Raw genomic sequence first — 19,349 nt, 5'->3', positions numbered from 1 at the left:
GAGGAGCCATGCCACCGTTCGACCTACGGCCCGCTGAGCAATGCCGCTACGACCTGGTTTCCCTCGGCGAGGTCATGCTTCGTTTGGACCCGGGTGAGGGCCGCGTCCGCACCGCCCGCAGCTTCCGCGTCTGGGAAGGCGGCGGCGAGTACAACGTCGCCTGCGGACTGCGCCGCTGCTTCGGGCTGCGCACCGCCATCGTCACAGCGCTCGCCGACAACGAGGTGGGCCGACTGCTCGAGGACCTCATTCTGCAGGGCGGCGTGGACACCTCGTTCATCAGGTGGATGCCCTACGACGGGGTCGGCCGCGCCGTGCGTAACGGGCTCAACTTCACCGAGCGCGGCTTCGGCCTGCGAGGCGCCGTTGGCACGTCCGACCGCGGCCACACCGCCGCCAGCCAGTTACGCGCGGACGACGTCGACTGGGACCACCTCTTCGGCGAACTCGGGGTCCGATGGCTGCACACCGGCGGCATCTACGCCGCGCTGTCGGACACCACCTCGGACAGCATCGAGGCGGCGATGACCGCCGCACGTCGACACGGCACGATCATCTCGTACGACCTGAACTACCAGCCCAGCCTGTGGAAGGCGATCGGTGGACAGGCCCGCGCGCAGGAGGTCAACCGGCGGCTCGCCCGGCATGTCGACGTGATGATCGGCAACGAGGAGGACTTCACCGCCAGCCTGGGCTTTGCGGTGCCCGACACCGACAGGAATCTGTCGAAGCTGGAGGTGGCCAACTTCCAGCGGATGATCGAAGCGGTCACCAAGGAGTACGACAACTTCCGGGTCGTAGCCACCACGCTGCGAACGGTGCGCACCGCCACCATCAACGACTGGGGAGCCATCGCCTGGTCAGCCGATACCGAATTCCTCGAGGCGACCCACCGCCCCGGCCTGGAGATCATGGACCGGGTGGGCGGCGGCGACAGCTTCGCCTCCGGGTTGATCTACGGACTGCTGGAGACGGGCAACCTCGCCACGGCCGTAGAGTGCGGCGCGGCACACGGCGCTCTCGCCATGACAACCCCGGCGACACCTCGATGGTCAACGCAAAGGAGGTCGAGGCCCTGATGCGCGGCGCCGGTGCGCGAGTACAACGCTAATCGACCATAGTGCTCGCCGAAGCGAAGGGGCGGTTCGAAAGACTCTGGTTCTCTCCGAGATGTCACACCCGCTCCTCGCCCACACCACCGCAGGTTGGGGCGCTCTGCTCCGTCCGGCCTCGTCAACGGCTCTGACGTAACAGAGCCTCCAGATGAACGGCGAGCGTCGGCAGGTCCGGGAAGCTGGCCTCGACATCCGTCAACGGTGGCCTGCCAGGAGCTGCGACCCCCAGCACCCGACAGCCGGCGAGTCGCGCGGCCCGAGCCCCGGTGGGCGAGTCCTCGATGACAACGACCTCGGCGGGTGCCACAGCGAGGCTTGCCGCCGCCGCGACGTAGATGTCGGACGCGGGCTTCGGGTGCGTGACCTCGTCGCCGGCCAGCGACGTGTCCAGGCGGTTCAGCAGGCCGATCGACGTGAGGATCACATTCAAGATCGCCCGCGGCGTGTTCGACGCGACCGCGACCGGAAGCGCCGCGGCGACGGCGGTGACGAGGTCGACCGCCCCAGGCAGGGGGACCAGGCGTGCCTGGATCCGCTCCGCGGCGAGGACAATCAGCTCGGCTTCAAGCTGGGCGATCGCCGGCGGGTCAGCCATGTGCGCGGCCAGGCGGATAACCGTGTCACGCATCGACAGGCCGTGGGTAGATGCCCGCAGCTCGTCGCTGAAGCGTCCGTCGTGCCGCTCGCACAGCATCCGCTCCGCCTCTGCCCACGCGTCGTCGGTGTCGGCGAGCACCCCGTCGCAGTCGAACACGACCGCACGGACTGCTGGCATTACGGAACGCCCGCTCATGTCGTCCGCCACGCGAGCAGCCGGCCGGCGTTGTCGACGAGTAGCCGTCGTACGACGTCGTCGCCCAGGCGCGCGCGGAGTCTCGGGAGGAAGCGGGTGGGCAGGTACGCGAGACCGGGCATGCCGCCGTACGCCACGTAGCGGCTGCGGCGGGCGACGTCCCCGCCGAGCAGCAGGTGATCGGCTGCTCCGCCGGCGCACACCGCCTCGATCAGGTCGAGGAGCGCGCTGTCTGGCCGCTCCCGGTGGCGGGACATCCCGTCGTAGCCCAGGTACGCGCCCCGTTGGGCAAACTCCACGTGCAGCCCCGCGTCAGGGTTGCGGTCGGCGTGCGCGAGCACGACTCGGTGCGGACCGACCCCTGCGTCGCGCAGCACGTCGAGTACCTCGTGACCCGCGCTGCCGTGCTCGAGGTGGACCATCACCGGCGCGCCCGTCTCGCGGTGGGCCACCGCCACCGCCGCCAGGACCCGACGCTCGAAGGGGCCGATCGACCAGTACCCGATGCCGGCCTTGAGGAGACCGGCGCGGACCGGGCTCCCATTTGGGTCACGGGCCACCCGGACGTCCCCGTCGTCGCTGCGGGGGCACCCGTCCACAAGGTCGGCGAGGAACCGCGTCGCGAGGGTGGCTTCGTCGTACGAGATCAGCCTGGGGTTGTCGGGGTAGTGCGCGGCACGGTGCGCGCCGGTTGTCGCCACGATGTGCATGCCCGTAGCCGCACTGATACGAGCTGTAGCGGCAGGATCGCGGCCCAGTCCGACCGGGGTTGCCTCCACCATCGCAGTGATGCCGGCCGTTCGCAGCAGCGCCGTCTCCTCCCGGCTAGCCGGCTCGTCGTCCAGGTCGTCTCCGGGCAGTAGCGGGGAGGCCTGGAACAGGTGCTCGTGGTAGTCGGTCGGGCCGAGCTGCGCCGGCTCGACGTCGCCGAGCACGGTGCGGACAAGGTTCACCGCGCTTCCTCGGCGGCTTCGGCGAGACGTTCGACCGTTGGCGCGTCCAGGGGTAGGTCGAAGACCTCCGCGACAGCCTGGCTCCAGCCGTGGATGAAGTAGCGCCATCCGTCCACGACGGTCAGCGCCCGCGCGTCGGCCTGCCCGCGCGCCTGGTGCAGGAACTCCAGGCTGCCTCGGTAGTTGAACTCCCAGACGTAACCCTGCCGGGGTAGCACCGCGTCGGTGGGCAGCGGCGAGCCGGGGCGGTCCTTGCCCAAGCCGGTCGCGTTGACCACGAGGCTGCCCGCCGGCGCCGCCTCCACCAGGTCGGTCGCGTCCTTCGGGTTAGTGACCGGGACGTATTGGACGAGATCGTCGGGCACCCCACCGCGGGCGGCCACATCCCGCAGATGCCCCAGGCGGCGCGGATCGGTGTCGGTGCACACGATGCGCTCCGGGCGGTCGGCGCGCTGGGCCAGGTACCAGACCAGTGCCGTCCCGGCACCGCCCGCTCCCAGGCAGACGACATGCGCCCCGGTCGCCGAGAAGTGATCGGCGGGCAGGAATTCCTCGAGAGCCAGCCCCACCGTCAGCGGGTCCTTTGCGTGGCCGTGGAGGCGGCCGTCCCGCTTGGCGATGCTGGAGATCTCGCCGCACAGCTGCGCGAAGTCGTCCACCTCGTCGAACAGGTCATGGCTGGCCTCGTAGAGGCGCAGCTTGTGTGTCGTGACCAGGGCTCCCCGGTGCGCCGGATCGTCCCGGATCTGCTGCACCAGCGCTCGGTACTGCGCGTCGTCCGCGTCGAGGGGAAGGTCGTGCCCGACCAACCGGTCCGTCGGCAGACCGAGGATCCTGGCCCACGCCGGGAACACCTGGTTGATTGAGGATTTCCCGGTGGTCACCCCGACGAAGCCCATGTAGCCGTCGCCGGCCGCCGCTTCGTCGTGCATGGGAGCGGCATCGCCGAAGGTGCCGAGAGCGCCCATCATGGCTGACCCACCTCGGTCAAGGCGGTACGCGCCGCGGTGAACCGACGGGCCTTCGTCTCGACGGCGGCGAAGTCGCCGCGGCCGAGGTCGGCGGCCGAGCAGAGCTCGCCTCCCGCACCCACGGCCACCGCGCCAGCCGCGAACCACTCGCGCAGGTTCTCAGCATTCACACCACCGGTTGGCATGAACGGGACGTCCGGAAATGGTGCGCGCAGCGACTTCAGGTATCCAGGTCCACCGAGCGCGGCCGGAAACACCTTCACCACGTCGACCCCCAGCTCGACGGCGAGCATCACCTCGCTTGGAGTGAGTGCACCCGACATCACGGTGCACCCCGTGTCGCGCATAGCGGCCACCACGGTGGGCGTGGTGCCGGGAGCGACGAGGAATCGGGCTCCCGCCGCGGCGGCGCGCTTGGCATTCTCTTCGCTGCGCACGGTGCCCGCCCCGAGGTAGATCTCGTCCCCGAAGCGGCGATCGAGCTCCGCGATCACCCGGGGAGCGTCCGGCGTGGAGTAGGTGATCTCGATTCCGGTCACCCCCCCGGCGACGAGCGCGGCCACACCATGCAGGGCGCTGTCCGGGTCAGGCGCGCGGACCACGGCGATGACCGCAGCGGTCTCCAGGGCGGACAGATCTGTGTTCACCTTCAGCTCTCCAAGAGGACGGGATGCGTCGGGGCGGCCCCGGCGAGGACGGCAAGGACATCGGCCACGGCCAGGGAACCCATGCGGTCCACGGCCTCCACGGTCTGTGCGCCGAGGTGCGGCGTCACGACCACGCGGTCGGCGAGGTCGGCGGCGAGCAGCGGGGAGGGCTCGCCGCCGGATTCCGCCGCGAGCGTGTCCGCGGCATACGCGCCTACCCGGTTGCCGTGCAACGCCTCGGCCAGCGCGGGCTCGTCGACCAGGTCGGCGCGTGCGGTGTTGACCAGGATCAGGCCCTCCCGGCAGTCCCGCAGCCACGCTGCGTCGACCAGGGTGCGGCCACCAGGCGCGTGCAGGGAGACCGCGTCGCACCGCGCCGGCAGGTCGGCCAGCGCGGCCGGTTCGGCTCCCGCCGCTCGGACCTGCGCGTCCGCCACCGCTGGGTCGTACGCGAGGATCCTGGTGCCGAACCCCTGCAGGCGGCGGGCGACCCCGCGGCCGATCCGGCCGAAGCCGACCACTCCCACGGTCAGCGAACCCAGCTCCCGCCCCCGGCACACCGTCCACCTGCCGGCGCGCACCCGCCGGTCGCCGGCCGGGATGCCGCGCAGCGCGGCGAGCAGGAGCCCGACGGCGTGGTCCGCCACCGCGTCACTGTTGGCTCCCGGGGTGTTGGTGACGATGACGCCGTGGGCTGCGGCGGCCCGAAGGTCGACCGCGTCGACGCCGACTCCGTATCGGGCCAGCACCCGCAGGTGTGGAGCGGCGTCGAGGTGCGCGGCGGTCACCGGTCCGGTGCCGGCGATCCAACCGACCGATCCGTGCAGCAACGACCGCAGCGTCGGCAGGTTGTGGTCGGCCGGCCCGCGCACCACGGTTGCGCCGGCCGCTTCGAGTTCGCCTAGCAGATTCTGGGCGCCGGAGGAGAAGGAGCGGGAGGTGACGAGCACCTGGCGTGTCTCGCTCATCGCGTGCTTCCCCGTGCCTCGAACCACGGCTCGAGCCGCTGGTAGGCGTCGAGGAAGACCGCGTGCCGTTCCTGGTACGCGGCGTGGCGCCCGAGGTCGGGGGTGAACTCGGCGGTGACCTCGGACAGACCTCGTACGGCGCCGAAATCGTCGACGAGGCCGAGCCCGACGGCGGCGGTGACCGCGGCGCCGAGGCTGTTGGCCTCCTCGACGATGGAGCGCCGCCGCACCGTGCAGCCCCACACGTCGGCGAGGATCTGCAGCCAGACGTCGCTGGCGGCGCCGCCACCGATCGCGTCGACCCGGCGCACCTGCGCGCCGTTCTCCCGGAAGGCTTCGATGCAGGTCAGCAGGTTGAACGCGACGCCCTCGAGCACCGCGCGGGTGAGGTGCTCCCGGTTGTGGTGGCGGCCGATGCCGAGGAACGCGCCCGCGGCGTTCGGGTTCCAGTACGGCGACCGCTCGCCGAGCAGGTGCGGGAGAAAATAGAGCCCGTCGTCGGCGGCGGTCGCGGTCTGCGCCGCCGCGACCAGCCGGCGGAACCGGTCAGCGGACTCCCCTGGTTCGAGGATCTCCGTGATCCACTGCAGGGAGGCCCCACCAGCCTGCATCGTGGCGGTCGGCACGTAGTGACCCGGGACCACGTGGTCGAAGGTCATCGTGCGCATTGCGGGGTCATGCAGCGGGCGCCGCGCGGCGAGCGACACCCACGACGAGGAGCCGAGGTAACAGTAGGCGCCGTCCTCCTGCGACACCACGCCCGCGCCCACGGCCGCCAGCGGCCCGTCGCCGCCGCCCATGACCACAGGGGTGCCGGGCAGCAGCCCGGTCACCTCCGCCGCCCGCGCCGTCAGGGTCCCCACCACGGAGGTGGACGGGATGATCTCGGGAAGCAGCGCAGGGTCGATCTCCGCGGCCGTGAGGATCTCGGTCGACCACGTGCCGCGGGTCTGGTCGTAGGCGTTGGTGGACGAGGCGTCGGAGGGGTCGGTCGCGAGCCGTCCGGTGAGCCGGAAGATCACGTAGTCCTTGGCGAGGCAGACATGGCGCACAGCGGCGAAGACGTCCGGCTCGTGGTCGCGTACCCACATCAGCTTGGTGAGGGAGTACGTCGGGTTGAGACGGTGACCGAGCGTGTGGTAGGCCCGCTGCGCACCCACCCGCTCGGTCAGCGCGTCGCACTGCTTGATGCTGCGCCGGTCCGCCCAGATGATCGACGGCCGCACCGGCCGATACTCCGCGTCGAGGAGGACGACGCCCATCATCTGCCCGGAGGCGGCCACCCCCCGCACCGCCGACGGGACGACGTCATGCCGGGCGAGCAGCGCGCGGGTGGCTGTGGCCAGCGCCTCCCACCAGTCGGTGGGGTCCTGTTCGGCGACGCCTCCGGGGGCGAACCGGGTCGGGTAGGGCACGGTGACCGAACCGATCAGCCGCCCGTCGTCCTCGTGCAGCGACGCCTTATTGCCTGTGGTTCCGAGATCGTGCGCGATGAGCACAGCTCACGCCCCCCGACGGGCGAGCCGCCTGCCCTGCAGCTGGTCGATGCCGACCGCCACCAGGATCAGCGCGCCGATCGCGACCTGCAGCCAGAACGGGTCGATGCCCAGCAAGGTCCCGCCGTTGTTGAGCAGCCCGACGATCAGCGCACCGACCAGCGCGCCGAACGCCGTGCCGCGGGCGCCGAACAGGCTCGCCCCGCCGATCACGCACGCCGCGATCGCCTGCAGCTCGTAGCCGGTGCCCGCGGTGGGCACACCGTTGCCGAGCCGCGAGGCCAGCAACACACCGCCGAGCGCGGCGAGCGTCCCGGACAGGGCGTAGACGCTGATCAGAACGCCCCTAACGGGCACGCCGGTGAGGCGCGCGGATTCCTGGTTGGAGCCGACCGCGTAGATGTAGCGGCCCCACACCGTACGCCGCAGCATGAAACCGACGATGAGCGCGATAGCGGCGGTGAGCCAGATGAGGTTGGCGACGCCGAGCAGCTTGCCGCCAGCGATCTCGGTGAACCCGTCAGGCAGCGGCTGGATGGTGCGACCGCTCGTGTAGAGCAGTGTGAGCCCGCGCGCCATGCCGAGCGTTCCGAGCGTGACGATGAACGGTGGCATTTTCATGATCGCGACGAGCACGCCGTTCGCCGCGCCGACCGCCGCCCCGGCGAGCAGGGCGAGCAGGACGGCCAGCAGCACCGGCCCGCTACCAGCCGTCTCGAACACCGTCTTGGCGGCGATCACGCCGGAGAGGCCGACCACCGAGCCGACCGAGAGGTCGATGCCGGCCGTGAGGATCACCAGGAGCTGACCGATCGCGATGATCGCGTAGATCGACACCTGTCGGCCGAGGTTGTCGAGGTTGACGCCGGTCAGGAAGGTGTCCGTCGCCAGGCTGAGGCCCAGGGCCAGGGCCAGCAGTACGGGCAGCCCGCCGAACCCGCGACTGAACAGTCCGCCGAGCCCGAGGACCTCCTTGTCTCCGGTCGCCGGGTTCCCGGCCTGCTGCGGTACGTCGCCGGTCGCCGGCGGCACCGCCGTGGACGGAAGCACATTCTTGTCGAGGGCCATCAGGACTCCAGGTTGGCTTCGGCGGGAATCGGGGCCGAGAGGTCCGCGTGCGGCACCAGAGGGCTGGTCAGACGGAGGATCTCCTCCTCGGTGGCCCGCGCCGCGGGCAGCTCACCGACCACCTCCCGCTCGCGTACCACGACGATGCGGTCACACAGGCCGAGCAGCTCCGGCAGGTAGGAGGAGACGATGACCACGGCGAGGCCCTCGCGGGCCATCTCCACGATCACCTGGTAGATGTCGGCCTTCGCCCCCACATCGACGCCCTTGGTCGGCTCGTCGAGCAGCAGCACCTTCGCACCGGTTGCGAGCCAGCGCGCGAGCAGCACCTTCTGCTGGTTGCCGCCGGAGAGCGAGGTGACCGGGTCGTCGAACGACCCGTACTTGAGGCGCAGGCCCTGCACCGCGCGCTGCACGTGCCGGCGCTCGCGGCTGCCGCGGAGCACCGACCCGCTCGACACCTGGCCGAGGCTGGCGATGGAGACGTTGGCCTCGATCGAGAGCTCCAGCAACAGCCCGGATTCCTTGCGATCCTCGGTCAGCAGTGCGACGCCGTGCCGGGCGGCGACCCGGGGTGAGCCGGGTGGCACCTGCGTCCCGTCGACGAGGACCTCTCCCCCCTCGATCCGGTCGGCGCCGAAGATCGCCTGCACGATCTCGGACCGGCCCGCGCCGAGCAGCCCGGCCAACCCGACGATCTCGCCGCGACCGACCGTCAGGTCGACCGGGGCGGCGAACCCCGGCAGGCGCAGCTGGCGGACCTCCAGCCGCGGAGGGCCCACCTCGTGCCGCACGCCCGGGTAGAGGTTCTCGACAGGCCGGCCGACCATCGACTGGATGAGCGAGTCGTGGTCGAACTCGCCGATCGGCCGGGTCGCCACGACCCGTCCGTCCCGCAGCACCGTGACCCGGTCGCCGACCGCGAACATCTCCTCCAAGCGGTGCGTCACGTACAGAACCGCGTGGCCGGCGTCGCGCAATACGGCGATGCGCTCGAGCAGGGCCTGCGCCTCCTTCTCGGACAGCGCTGTGGTCGGCTCGTCGAAAATGACGAGTTTCGCGTCAGTGCCGAGCACCCGGGCGATCTCGACGAGCTGCCGGGTGGCCGTCGGCAGCGATCGCACCGGTTGGTTCAGGTCGAGGTCGGCCAGGCCGACCCGCGCCAGGTGGTCCGTGGCGGCGCGTCGCTGCGCGGCGCGGTTGACCACGCCGAAAACCGTACGCGGGAAGCGTCCCATGGTCAGGTTGTCCAGGACGCTCAGATCCGGCAGCAGGCTGAGTTCCTGGTAGACCACGCCGACGCCGGCATCGCGGGCCGCCACCGGCGACGGGTGCGGGCCGATTTCCCTGCCGGCGACTTCGTACGCACCGCTGTCGCGGGCCACGGCGCCCGTCAAGATCTTGATGAGGGTCGACTTGCCCGCCCCGTTCTCCCCGGCGAGGCAGTGCACCTCGCCGGGGAGCAGGTCGAGGTCCACGTCCGCGAGCGCCGTCACCGGCCCGTAGGTCTTGCCCACCGCTCGTAGCCGCGCGACGGGTACGGCGGATAGTGGGGCGTCGGTGCTCATGACACGCCTCCTCGGCCATCCATGGGTTCGGGTCAGCCCTTCACCTTCGGGGGGTTGAGCAGCGCCTTCAGCTCCTCGGCGTTGACGTTGCTCTTGTCCACGAGCACGGCGCCCGGGTCGAGGTTCTGTGGGGCGCTGCTGCCGACGGCAGCCATCGCCGCTTCGACGACTCCCTGGTAGCCGAAGAAGAACGGGTTCTGCACCACGATCGCGTCGATCGCGCCGGACTTGACGGCATCCACCTCCGCGGGGTCGGAGTCGAACGCCACCACTGCGACCTTGTCGCCCGCGCCCTTCTCCTGCACGGCCTTCGCGGTGCCGACGCCGGAGGTGTTGTTGTCGGCGAAGACCCCGGCGAGGTCGGGCATCCGGGTCAGCGCGTCGTTCACCTGACCGACAGCTTTGTTGAGGTCGTTGTCGTTGACCAGGGTCTGCACGATCTGGGCCTGCGGGCACTTCTCGGCGAGGCCTTGCTTGAACCCGTCGAACCGGTCGATGAGCACCTGGATGCCGGAGACGGCCGACTCGTGCAGCACCTTGCCGTTTGCCTTGCCCGCGTCGGTCATCAGCTGGCATAGCCGCCGGCCCGCCTGCTCGCCTGCCTTGACGTTGTCGGTGCCGATGAAACCGTCGCTCTTGGTCTTCACCGCGTTGTCCACAATGATGACCTTGATGCCGGCCGCGCGGGCCCGATCGATCACCCCGTTGAGCGCCGTGGAGGAGTTGGGGGCCAGGACGATCGCCTTCGCTCCCCGGGAAATGGAGTCTTCCACCAGCCGCACCTGCGGCTCGATGTCCGCCTCGGACGTCGGCCCGAACAGGGACAGGTTGACGCCGAGGTCCGCACCGGCCTTCTTCGAGCCGGCGAGCATGGACTGCCAGAACTCGGATTCAGTCGCCTTGACGATCACGTCGATCTTCGTGCCGGAGATCGCCGCCGCCCCGGCGCTGTCGTCGGAACCGCCCGAGGTCGAGCCCGAGGCGGAAACCCGGCCGCCGACGGCGCCGGCGGCCAGCGCCACAGCGGCGGCGAGCCCAGCGACGCCGAGCGACACGCTCTTCGATGCCATGCATTTCTCCTAGTGGTGGGAGCGGGCTCAGCCCAGCTCGGTGGCGGTGAAGGGGACGAGTTCGACCTGCCCGTCGCTCTTGCGCGCGCGCAGGCCCATGCCGTGCTTGAGCACCCAGCCGTAGTCGTGGCCGGCGCTGCCTGGGTAGACCGCGAGGAACCGGTACGGCTCGTCGCCGATGTTGACGCTGCGGTGGGCCCAACCCGGCGGGATGTAGCCGATGACGCCAGGGCCGATCTCCAGCCACTCGGTCCGCTCGCCGTCGAAGAGCAGCAGGCCACCCTGGCCACCGAGTCCGAGGTAGACCTCGCCCTGGGGATCCGGGTGCTGGTGACCCTTGGTCATCCAGAACTCGCCGCCGGTCTCGCCCGGGTGGATCGTCGTTATCGACTGCGGCAGCTCCCGCGGGACCTCCGGCACCGGTGAGGAGACGACCGTGTAGACGACCGGGTCTCCGTCGGCGACCGCCCGCTCCCAAGCCTGCTCGTCCGCGAATAGCCCGCGCAGGTCTGACATCCGCCGCTCGAGCGTCGGTCCCTGCGGCTCGACCGTCGCGTTCGACGTGTCGAGCGTGAGCACGAAAGGCGAGATCGGCGGGGTGGCGTAGCTGGTCACAGGGTCTCCGTTTCGTTCGCTTCCTCGGTACTGTCGTCCTGTCATGACAGGATGTCAAGGGCGAAAGCGAAGACCCACTGGGAGGGGAAAGTCAGATCGACAGACCGTCAGGAGGTGACAACGACCAGGGGGCTACTCGCACGTCGATCCGCAGCCCGATTCAGCTCCACCTGGAACCGGCTACGGTCACCGCGATGGAGCGCGATGAAACTCTCCACCGGCCGCCCCGACTCGCCGAGGCTCACGCTGCGCAGCACCAGCAACGGGTCACCCCGCCGAATGTCGAGCAGTCGCGCCTGGGCGGAATTGGCCACGGCCGCCTCGACCGAGCGAACGCCCCGGACGAGCCGCACCCCGTACGACGACTCGAGCACCTCGTAGAGCGACCTGTCGGTGAGGTCCTCCTCGATCAGGCCGGGAGCGACGCTCTCGGGGATATGGGTCACCGTCCAGACCCACGGCTCGTCATTGACGAAGCGCAGCCGCTCGAGGTGGATGACCGGGGTTCCGGTAGGAATCTGCAGATCCGCGGCGACGGCGTCGTCGGCCGGCACCACCTCGAGGCGACGAACCTCGCTGCGCAGGTGACCTCCCCGGGCGGCCACATCCTCGAACAGTCCCGTCAACGACTGGACCAGCCCTTCGGCGGTCTTGGGATGCGCAACGAAGGTGCCTCGCCCCTTTATCCGCTCGATGACGCCCTCGTTCTCGAGTTCGGCGAGCGCTTGGCGCACGACCGTACGCGAGACGTCGTAGCGGGTACAGAGTTCGTGATCGCCAAGGATGCGGTCACCTGGCTGGAGGCGTCGTCGCTCGATGTCCTTGACCAGCAGCTGCTTGAGCTGGTGGTACATGGGCAGCGGCGAACCGCGATCAATGCGGTCTCCTGTCTGCATGTTATGAGAGGATAACAGGAACACCAGACCGCAGGGTCGCCAAACCGGGACCGCCAGGACCGCAGGCCGACACCGCCCGCTGCCGGCTGTCGAGCGGCCACATCCCAAGAGCGGCTGGACCCGCTCGTCGTTATCGGATCTGCGGCGAACGGCAGCGTTGCCGAGATCATGACGGGGCTACCATCGACGTCAGCAGCGGCCGCTTCGTGCGCTAGCAAACACCGCTGCCGCCTACCACCGATTTCAACGTCGTCACAGAACCCGGCGGACGCGGACAACGAGCCCACCGGACACCCGCGCAGGCCGGCTCCGCCTGGCTCCATCCGGCAAGGTTTGCACCTCACGGATGGCGCATCGCAGGTCCGCCGCGAGCTTCACCACGCCTGGGGTGGTTATCAAATCGTTACCGGCTGCCGTGCCGTCACCGGTTGCCTGTCGGTGCGCAAACGCTTTTACTCCGTGTCGGAGATCACAGTGTCAAGGCGATCGGCCCCTGACACGCCAACGATTGGAGGCGGACGGATGGCCCAGGAGAAGAGAAGTCGCCGGGTCCACGCGGTGCTCGCAGCGGCTGCAGCTTTGGCCCTCACCACCGCCGGATGCGGCGGAGGCTCGTCGAACGACAGCGACAGCGCAGCGCAGGGGGCCGACTCCAGAGGTCCCATCACGTTCGTGACCGGCAAGGACAACAGCAACGTCTGGCCGGCGACGATCGAGAAGTGGAACACCGCGCACCCGAACGAGAAGGTCACCCTCAAGGAGCAGTCCGACCAGGCCGACCAGCAGCACGATGACATCGTGCAGCACATGCAGGCCAAGGACCCGAGCTACGACATCGTCACCGTCGACGTGGTGTGGTCGGCGGAGTTCGCCGCCAAGGGCTGGCTCGTGCCGCTCAAGGACAAATTCGCGATCGACACCAGCAGGTTGCTCAAGCCGACCGTGTCCGCCGCCACCTACAACGGCACGCTCTATGCCGCGCCGTTCGCCAGTGACGGTGGCATGCTCTACTACCGCAAGGACCTCGTTCCCACCCCGCCCAAGACCCTGGACGAGATGTGGGGCATGTGCAGCATCGCCAAGAAGAAGAACATGGGGTGCTACGCCGGCCAGTTCGCGAAGTACGAGGGCCTGACGGTCAACGCCGCCGAGGCCATCAACACCGCTGGCGGCAAGATCGTCGACGACCAGGGCAAGCCGACCGTCGACTCCCCCGAGTCGGTCAAGGGCCTGCAGATGCTCGCCGACCACTACAAGAACGGTGACATCCCCAAGGAGGCCATCACCTTCCAGGAGGAGCAAGGCCGCACTGCGTTCGAGACCGGCAAGTTGCTGTTCCTGCGCAACTGGCCCTACGTGTACAACTTGGCCAAGACGGACGGCTCCTCGGTCGTGAAGGACAAGTTCGCCGTGGCTCCGCTGCCCGGCCTGAGCGGCCCTGGCGCATCAAGCCTCGGTGGCCACAGCGAGGGCATCAGCGTCTACTCCAAGCACAAGGCGACGGCCTTCGACTTCCTGAAGTTCATCGAGGAGGACGCCCAGCAGAAGTTCTTCATGGAGAAGGGCTCCCTGGCGCCGGTCGTGGCCAACATCTACGACGACCCGGCCCTCGCCGCCAAGGCCCCGTACCTGCCGACGCTCAAGACCTCGATCGAGAACGCCGTTCCCCGTCCGGTCACCCCGTTCTACCCGGCGGTGACGAAGGCGATCGAGGAAAACTCGTACGCCGCGATGAAGGGTGAGAAGCCGGTCGACCAGGCGATCAAGGACATGCAGGCGGCGATCGCCTCCGCGTCCAGCTGACCTGCACCACCACCGTCGGGTGCGGGGTCGGGCGAGCCGCCCGGTCCCGCACCCGGGACCCGCTCAGCAGGCTTCAGTGCGGTCCGCCAGCCGCACCCTTGGGCCAAGGAGGCCACCATGAGCACCACCGTGGACAGCGCGGCGGCGAGGCGCGCAGGGCCCCGTCACGAGCAGAAAAGAAAGGGCCTGAACGCGGGCCAGGGTCGGCGCGCGCTCTTCCTCGTGGCGCCGACGGTCGTCCTCCTCGGCATCGTGATCGTCTATCCGCTGGTCAAGGCGATCACCCTGTCCTTCCAGAAGGACTCCGGCCTGGACAAGGCCACCGGGATGTTCGTCGAGGGCGGCTTCGCCGGCGTGGACAACTACAAGCACTGGCTGCTGGCGCAGTGCAGCACCGCGACGGGCACCGCCGCCTGTCCGCCCGGAACCATCGGGGCGCTGTTCTGGCCGGCGCTCGGGACCACCCTGTTCCTCACGGTCGTCTCGGTGGCGATCGAGGTCGTCCTCGGCATGTGGTTCGCCACCATCATGAACCGCCAGTTCCGCGGCCGCGCCCTGGTCCGCGCCGCGATCCTCGTGCCGTGGGCCATCCCGACCGCGGTCACCGCCAAGCTGTGGTACTTCATCTTCGCGTACGACGGCATCGCCAATCACCTGCTCGGCCTCGTCGGCATCGACCCGTTGCTGTGGACCGGCGACACCTGGCCCGCGCGCTTCGCGGTCATCATCGCCGATGTCTGGAAGACCACGCCGTTCATGGCCCTGCTCATCCTCGCCGGCCTGCAGCTGATCAGCGCCCAGGTCTACGAGGCCGCCCAGATCGACGGGTCGTCGCGCTGGCAGACGTTCACCCGGATCACCCTGCCGATGATCAAGGTGCCGCTGATGGTGGCGGTCCTGTTCCGCACGCTCGACGTGCTGCGCATCTTCGACCTGCCCTACATCCTCACCGGTGGTGGCGGTGGTTCCGGGCATGCGACCACGACCCTGTCCATCCTCGTGATCGAGCAGACCCGGCAAGGCTTCCACAGCGCCTCGGCGCTGTCGACGATCGTGTTCCTCATCATCGCGCTCGTCGCGTTCCTGTTCATCCGGTTCGGCGGCGCCGACGTTGTGCAGCGGCCGCCCAAGGCCAAGCGTGGCAAGGAGCCGGTGCCGCCCGCTGCGGCAGCGGCCGAGCCGACCGTGGAAGGGAACTGACAAATGGCTACTGCCACCGCCACCGCGCCCGGTGCCGAGAGTGCCACGACCGCCCGCGAGCAGCACGCCAGGAGCGCGCGCTGGCGCAGCATCCGCGGGTACGCCGGCCTGCTGCTCATCGTCGTCTGGGGCCTGGCGCCGTTCTACTGGATGATGGTCACCGCGTTCCGCGACGTGGGGTTCACGTTCGACACCACCCCGTGGCCGACGCACGTGACCCTGGACAACTTCCGGACGGCGTTCTCCACCGACCGGGGCAACCACTTCGGCCAAGCGCTGCTCAACAGCGTCATCATCGGGGTCGTCACGACGGCGGTGGCCATGCTGGTCGGTGTCTTCGCCGCCTATGCGATCTCCCGGCTGAACTTCGTGGGCAAGTACGTCGTCCTGGGGTTCATCCTGGGGGCCTCGATGTTCCCCGGTGTCGCGCTGGTGTCCCCGCTGTTTCAGATGTTCTCCTCGTGGGGCTGGCTGACCGGGTACAACTACCAGGCGCTGATCATCCCGAACATCTCCTTCGCGCTGCCGCTCACCGTCTACACGCTGACCGCGTTCTTCTCCGAGATGCCGTGGGAGCTGGAGGAGTCTGCGCGCGTGGACGGCTGCACCCAGGGCCAGGCGTTCCGCAAGATCCTGCTCCCGCTGGCGGCGCCCGGCCTGTTCACCACCGCGATCCTGGCGTTCATCAGCGCCTGGAACGAGTTCCTGCTGTCGTCCCAGTTCGCCACGGCCAAGACGCAGCCGGTCACGGTCGCCATCGCGTTCTTCACCGGGGCCCAACCGCACCAGGAGCCGTACACGACCGTCATGGCCGCCGGGACCATCGTCACGGTGCCACTCATCATCATGGTGCTGCTGTTCCAGCGCGCCATCGTCTCCGGCCTGACCGCCGGCGGCGTCAAGGGCTGACGGCGGCGAGCGGAGGAGGCCATGGGAATCTTCAACCCCGGAAGCGGGACGGGCAGCCACCCACGTGCCCGTGCCCAGCGCCTGGACATGCTGATCGGCCTCTTGGGCTTCTTCACCGTGATGGCGTTCATCCAGACCGTCCTGCTGGAGCTGCGCGGGCAGGCCGCCGGCCTGTCCGCGCTCTTCCTCGCGGTGCTCGTCGGGCTGCTGCTCCTGGCCGCCCGCGCACGGCGGAAGATCCAGCTCTAGGCCTGGCCGTCATGAGCACCATCAACGATGTAGCCAGGGCGGCGGGTGTGTCGGTCGCCACCGTGTCACGCGCGCTGCGCGGTCTCGACCGGGTCAGCCCGCAGACGCGCGCCCGCGTCGTGCAAGCCGCCACCGAGCTGCACTACGTCGCCTCCCCGACCGCGTCGTCCCTCGCCAGCGGTCGCACCAAAGTCGTGGCCGTCGTCGTGCCGTTCCTGACCCGGTGGTTCTTCGCCACCGTGATCAGCGGAATCGAAAAAGCGTTGCGCCGCCACAACCACCACGTCCTGCTGATCGACCTTGAGGGCGAGTGCTTCGGCACCCGGCTGCGCCTGAGTCACAGCATGCTCTGGAAGCGCGTGGACGGCGTGATCGTCCTGGCGACCCCGCTCGACGAGCAGGAGCAGGCGCTCATCGACCGCCTTGGGTTGCCGGTCGTCATGATCGGCAACCGGATCCGCGACTGGTCGTGCGTGCGGATCGACGACAAGGAGGCGATGCGGACCGCGGTGCGCCATATCCTGGACCTCGGGCACACCAACATCGCCTACGTCGGCGGCGTGCCGGACGCCAGCGCCGACCTGCAAACCCCCCAGGACCGGGCCCGGGCCTTCGCGGACACCTTGGCCGAGCAGGGGCTGGACTGGCCGCCGGAGTGGGTCATCGAGTCCGACTGGACGGCCGTCGGGGCGGCACGCGACATCATGGCGGTCCTGAACGGCCCGTCCCGCCCCACTGCGGTTGTCGCCGCATCCGACGAGATGGCGCTCGGCGTCATGGCCGCTGCCCGACGGTCGGGCCTGGCCGTACCCCAGGACCTGTCCGTAATCGGAGTCGACGACCACGTCCTCTCGGAAGCTCTGGGCCTGACGACAGTGCGCCAGGACGTGCTGTGCCAAGGGCACCGCGCCGGTGAGGCACTCATGCGCCAGCTTGTGGACCAGGCTGCCGCTGCCGTCGACGAGGTCATGCCGGTGCAGCTGGTCGTGCGCGAATCCACCGCGCCACCCCAGAAGACGGGCGCAGGCACCCGCGTCACGAACACCTGAACCCAGCGGCCGCCTCCTCGACCGCGTGGATCAGGTCCATGTCACTGGCCAGGTCCGGCGCGAGCAGCGCAAGCACACCGCGCGCCGATCCCGCTCGTTCCAGGTACGGGCCGGCGCCAGCGTCGTTCACCGGCGCGCCGATCCCGCGGAGGTGCTGGATCCACGCGGCCAGGACCCGCGCGCCTCCGGCGGCCATCCGGCCAGCAGCCCGCTCGCCGCGCAGCACCGGCAGCACCCGGATCGGAAGCTTCTGCGAGCCGTCCGCGGCGATCTGCGCCAGCGTGTGCCGGATTCGGGGATTCGCGAACCGCTCGAGCAGGGCCGCCCGGTAGGCAGCGAGGTCGACGGCGGGCAGCGGCACGTACCGCGCCGCCTCGTCCCACCACTGGTCCAGCCAGCTGCGGCACACGGGGTCAGCGACCGCGGCCTCAATGGTGTCGTGACCCCGCGCGCTACCCGCGTATGCCAGCAGGCTGTGCCCACCGTTGAGCAGCAGCAGCTTGCGCGTCTCGTGTGGGGTGATATCGGCGGCGAACCGAGCGCCAGCCGCGTCCCACGCCGGACGGCCGGCTGGGAAGTCGCCGCTGAGCACCCATTCGGTGAACGGCTCGGTGATCATCGGCACGGCGTCCTCGTGCCCGGTCAGCTCAGCCACCGCGCGCACGTCCTCCAGCGTGGTCCGGGGGGTGATCCGGTCCACCATGGTGGTCACGAACGAGACGGTCCCGGCGATCCATGCGCTCAGCGCCGGTTCAGCCGATGCGGCCAGGTCATGCACGACGCGAGCGGTGGCCTCACCGTTGCCCGGCAGGTTGTCGCAGGAGGATCAGCTGGTAGCCGACCTCCCGGGCGGCCTCGTACGCGACCTTGATGATGTCGCCGTAGAACGGGTTGGTGGCGTCCGCGACCACCAGCCCGATCGCCTTCTGCGGCGGGCGGACGGGCGGCTGCAGGCCGTCGAGCCGGCCGGACCGGTAACCGAGCCGTTCCGCGGCCCGGAACACCTCCCGGGTCGTGTCCGCGTTGACCCGCCCGGGCCGCGAGTACGCCCTGGACACGGTAGACGCGGCCACGCCCGCCTCGCGCGCGACGTCGTAGATCGTCGGACGACGCTCCATGACACACATGTTAAGGGCTTGCAGAGGAACAAGTAGCGATTTCCGGCACATCGACTGTCTAATGTGGTATGGGATCGGTGACGGAGACCGAGGCGTTGCTGGCGGCCAAGTTCCAGGTGATCTTCCCTCACCTGGACGAGCGGCAGCGTCGTCTGCTGATGGGGGCCGAGGCCCGGGCCCTCGGGCACGGCGGGATCAGGCTGGTGGCCCGAGCGGCCGGCGTTGCGCAGAGCACGGTGTCCAGAGGTGTGTCCGATCTTGACGCTGGAGCGGAGCCGTTGGGTCGTGCCCGCAGGCCCGGTGGAGGGCGTAAGCGGGCAGCCGAGCTCGACCTCGGGCTGCGCCCGGCACTGCTGGCCCTGGTCGAGCCGGATGAACGGGGCGATCCTATGTCGCCGCTGCGGTGGACGACGAAGTCGACCCGCAGGCTGGCGGCCGAGCTGACCCGACGTGGTCATCGGATCGGTGCTGACACCGTCGCCGACCTGCTGCGTGAGGAGGGTTTCAGCCTCCAGGGCAACGCCAAGACCGTTGAGGGCGCCCAGCATCCCGACCGCGACGCGCAGTTTCACTACCTCAACGAGGCCGCCCGCGCCCACCGGGACGCCGGACAGCCGGTGATCAGCGTCGACACCAAGAAGAAAGAGCTGGTCGGCCTGTTCGCCAATGCCGGGCGGGAATGGCAGCCGTCCGGCGAACCGGTCGAGGTCAACGTGCACGACTTCGCCGACAAGCTGCTGGGCAAGGCCGTGCCGTACGGTGTCTACGACACCACCGCCGACACCGGCTGGGTCAACGTCGGCACCGACGCCGACACCGCCGCGTTCGCGGTCGAATCGATCCGCCGCTGGTGGCAGGCCG

At 69.7% G+C, this 19,349-nt stretch carries 20 protein-coding genes; 7 read left to right on the top strand and 13 right to left on the bottom strand.

Annotation, left to right across the window (positions count from 1 at the left end):
• Nucleotides 1-8: 8 nt before the first annotated feature.
• Nucleotides 9-1,079 carry a sugar kinase gene (locus ACZ6S5_RS31535; protein ID WP_466005878.1) on the top strand — a complete coding sequence of 357 codons (1,071 nt, stop codon included), beginning with the start codon at nt 9-11 and terminating at the stop codon, nt 1,077-1,079.
• Nucleotides 1,080-1,233: 154 nt separating this feature from the next.
• On the opposite strand, the gene ACZ6S5_RS31530 is transcribed toward ACZ6S5_RS31535, so the two are convergent.
• The 11 genes from ACZ6S5_RS31530 to ACZ6S5_RS31480 form a co-directional block, all read right to left on the bottom strand.
• Nucleotides 1,234-1,920 carry an HAD family hydrolase gene (locus tag ACZ6S5_RS31530; RefSeq protein ID WP_466005877.1) on the bottom strand — a complete coding sequence of 229 codons (687 nt, stop codon included), beginning with the start codon at nt 1,918-1,920 and terminating at the stop codon, nt 1,234-1,236.
• Entirely contained in the window at nt 1,905-2,861 is a 957-nt protein-coding gene (locus tag ACZ6S5_RS31525) for a phosphotriesterase family protein (RefSeq protein ID WP_466005876.1), read from the bottom strand. The genes ACZ6S5_RS31530 and ACZ6S5_RS31525 overlap by 16 nt, the downstream gene beginning before the upstream one ends.
• The gene (locus ACZ6S5_RS31520) at nt 2,858-3,832 is read right to left on the bottom strand and encodes a shikimate dehydrogenase family protein (RefSeq protein WP_466005875.1); all 975 of its coding nucleotides are present in this window, start codon (nt 3,830-3,832) and stop codon (nt 2,858-2,860) included. The genes ACZ6S5_RS31525 and ACZ6S5_RS31520 overlap by 4 nt, the downstream gene beginning before the upstream one ends.
• On the bottom strand, nt 3,829-4,479 hold the full coding sequence (locus tag ACZ6S5_RS31515) for a bifunctional 4-hydroxy-2-oxoglutarate aldolase/2-dehydro-3-deoxy-phosphogluconate aldolase (RefSeq protein ID WP_466005874.1): 651 nt from the start codon (nt 4,477-4,479) through the stop codon (nt 3,829-3,831). Before ACZ6S5_RS31515 ends, ACZ6S5_RS31520 begins: the two co-directional genes overlap by 4 nt.
• Before the next feature lie 2 nt (nt 4,480-4,481).
• Nucleotides 4,482-5,447, bottom strand: coding sequence for an NAD(P)-dependent oxidoreductase (locus tag ACZ6S5_RS31510; RefSeq protein WP_466005873.1), 966 nt, complete (start codon nt 5,445-5,447; stop codon nt 4,482-4,484).
• On the bottom strand, nt 5,444-6,946 hold the full coding sequence (gene xylB / locus ACZ6S5_RS31505) for a xylulokinase (protein ID WP_466005872.1): 1,503 nt from the start codon (nt 6,944-6,946) through the stop codon (nt 5,444-5,446). The genes ACZ6S5_RS31510 and xylB overlap by 4 nt, the downstream gene beginning before the upstream one ends.
• A 3-nt stretch (nt 6,947-6,949) precedes the next feature.
• Nucleotides 6,950-8,011 (bottom strand): ABC transporter permease, encoded by a 1,062-nt coding sequence (locus tag ACZ6S5_RS31500; protein WP_466005871.1) that lies wholly within the window; start codon nt 8,009-8,011, stop codon nt 6,950-6,952.
• Nucleotides 8,011-9,579 carry a sugar ABC transporter ATP-binding protein gene (locus ACZ6S5_RS31495; protein WP_466005870.1) on the bottom strand — a complete coding sequence of 523 codons (1,569 nt, stop codon included), beginning with the start codon at nt 9,577-9,579 and terminating at the stop codon, nt 8,011-8,013. Before ACZ6S5_RS31495 ends, ACZ6S5_RS31500 begins: the two co-directional genes overlap by 1 nt.
• A gap of 32 nt (nt 9,580-9,611) precedes the next feature.
• On the bottom strand, nt 9,612-10,649 hold the full coding sequence (locus ACZ6S5_RS31490; RefSeq protein ID WP_466005869.1) for a substrate-binding domain-containing protein: 1,038 nt from the start codon (nt 10,647-10,649) through the stop codon (nt 9,612-9,614).
• 27 nt (nt 10,650-10,676) lie between these two features.
• Nucleotides 10,677-11,264 (bottom strand): glucose-6-phosphate isomerase family protein, encoded by a 588-nt coding sequence (locus tag ACZ6S5_RS31485; protein ID WP_466005868.1) that lies wholly within the window; start codon nt 11,262-11,264, stop codon nt 10,677-10,679.
• Nucleotides 11,265-11,371: 107 nt separating this feature from the next.
• The gene (locus tag ACZ6S5_RS31480) at nt 11,372-12,160 is read right to left on the bottom strand and encodes a GntR family transcriptional regulator (RefSeq protein WP_466005867.1); all 789 of its coding nucleotides are present in this window, start codon (nt 12,158-12,160) and stop codon (nt 11,372-11,374) included.
• Between the two features lie 672 nt (nt 12,161-12,832).
• On the opposite strand from ACZ6S5_RS31480, the gene ACZ6S5_RS31475 reads away from it, so the two are divergent.
• From ACZ6S5_RS31475 to ACZ6S5_RS31455, 5 genes are all read left to right on the top strand, one after another.
• Nucleotides 12,833-13,963, top strand: a complete 1,131-nt coding sequence (locus ACZ6S5_RS31475; protein ID WP_466005866.1) for an ABC transporter substrate-binding protein — start codon at nt 12,833-12,835, stop codon at nt 13,961-13,963.
• Nucleotides 13,964-14,080: 117 nt separating this feature from the next.
• Nucleotides 14,081-15,163: a carbohydrate ABC transporter permease gene (locus tag ACZ6S5_RS31470; RefSeq protein WP_466005865.1), complete on the top strand. Its 1,083-nt coding sequence runs from the start codon at nt 14,081-14,083 to the stop codon at nt 15,161-15,163.
• 3 nt (nt 15,164-15,166) lie between these two features.
• Nucleotides 15,167-16,072 (top strand): carbohydrate ABC transporter permease, encoded by a 906-nt coding sequence (locus tag ACZ6S5_RS31465; protein ID WP_466005864.1) that lies wholly within the window; start codon nt 15,167-15,169, stop codon nt 16,070-16,072.
• A gap of 87 nt (nt 16,073-16,159) precedes the next feature.
• Entirely contained in the window at nt 16,160-16,321 is a 162-nt protein-coding gene (locus tag ACZ6S5_RS31460) for a hypothetical protein (protein WP_466005863.1), read from the top strand.
• Between the two features lie 11 nt (nt 16,322-16,332).
• Entirely contained in the window at nt 16,333-17,370 is a 1,038-nt protein-coding gene (locus ACZ6S5_RS31455; RefSeq protein WP_466005862.1) for a LacI family DNA-binding transcriptional regulator, read from the top strand.
• Here ACZ6S5_RS31455 and ACZ6S5_RS31450 read toward each other — a convergent pair.
• Together ACZ6S5_RS31450 and ACZ6S5_RS31445 are read right to left on the bottom strand one after the other, a co-directional pair.
• Complete coding sequence (locus ACZ6S5_RS31450) at nt 17,357-18,148, bottom strand: mannitol dehydrogenase family protein (RefSeq protein WP_466005861.1); 792 nt, start codon at nt 18,146-18,148, stop codon at nt 17,357-17,359. The genes ACZ6S5_RS31455 and ACZ6S5_RS31450 overlap by 14 nt on opposite strands.
• 16 nt (nt 18,149-18,164) lie before the next feature.
• The gene (locus ACZ6S5_RS31445) at nt 18,165-18,488 is read right to left on the bottom strand and encodes a LacI family DNA-binding transcriptional regulator (protein ID WP_466005860.1); all 324 of its coding nucleotides are present in this window, start codon (nt 18,486-18,488) and stop codon (nt 18,165-18,167) included.
• Nucleotides 18,489-18,556: 68 nt separating this feature from the next.
• Here ACZ6S5_RS31445 and ACZ6S5_RS31440 point away from each other — a divergent pair.
• A partial coding sequence (locus tag ACZ6S5_RS31440) for an ISAzo13 family transposase (RefSeq protein WP_466005859.1) occupies nt 18,557-19,349 on the top strand: 793 nt, incomplete at its 3' end.

This window comes from Micromonospora sp. NPDC051924, assembly GCF_055586005.1.
The sequence above is the reverse complement of the archived record's forward strand: the minus strand, read 5'-3'. Positions and strand labels throughout refer to the sequence as shown.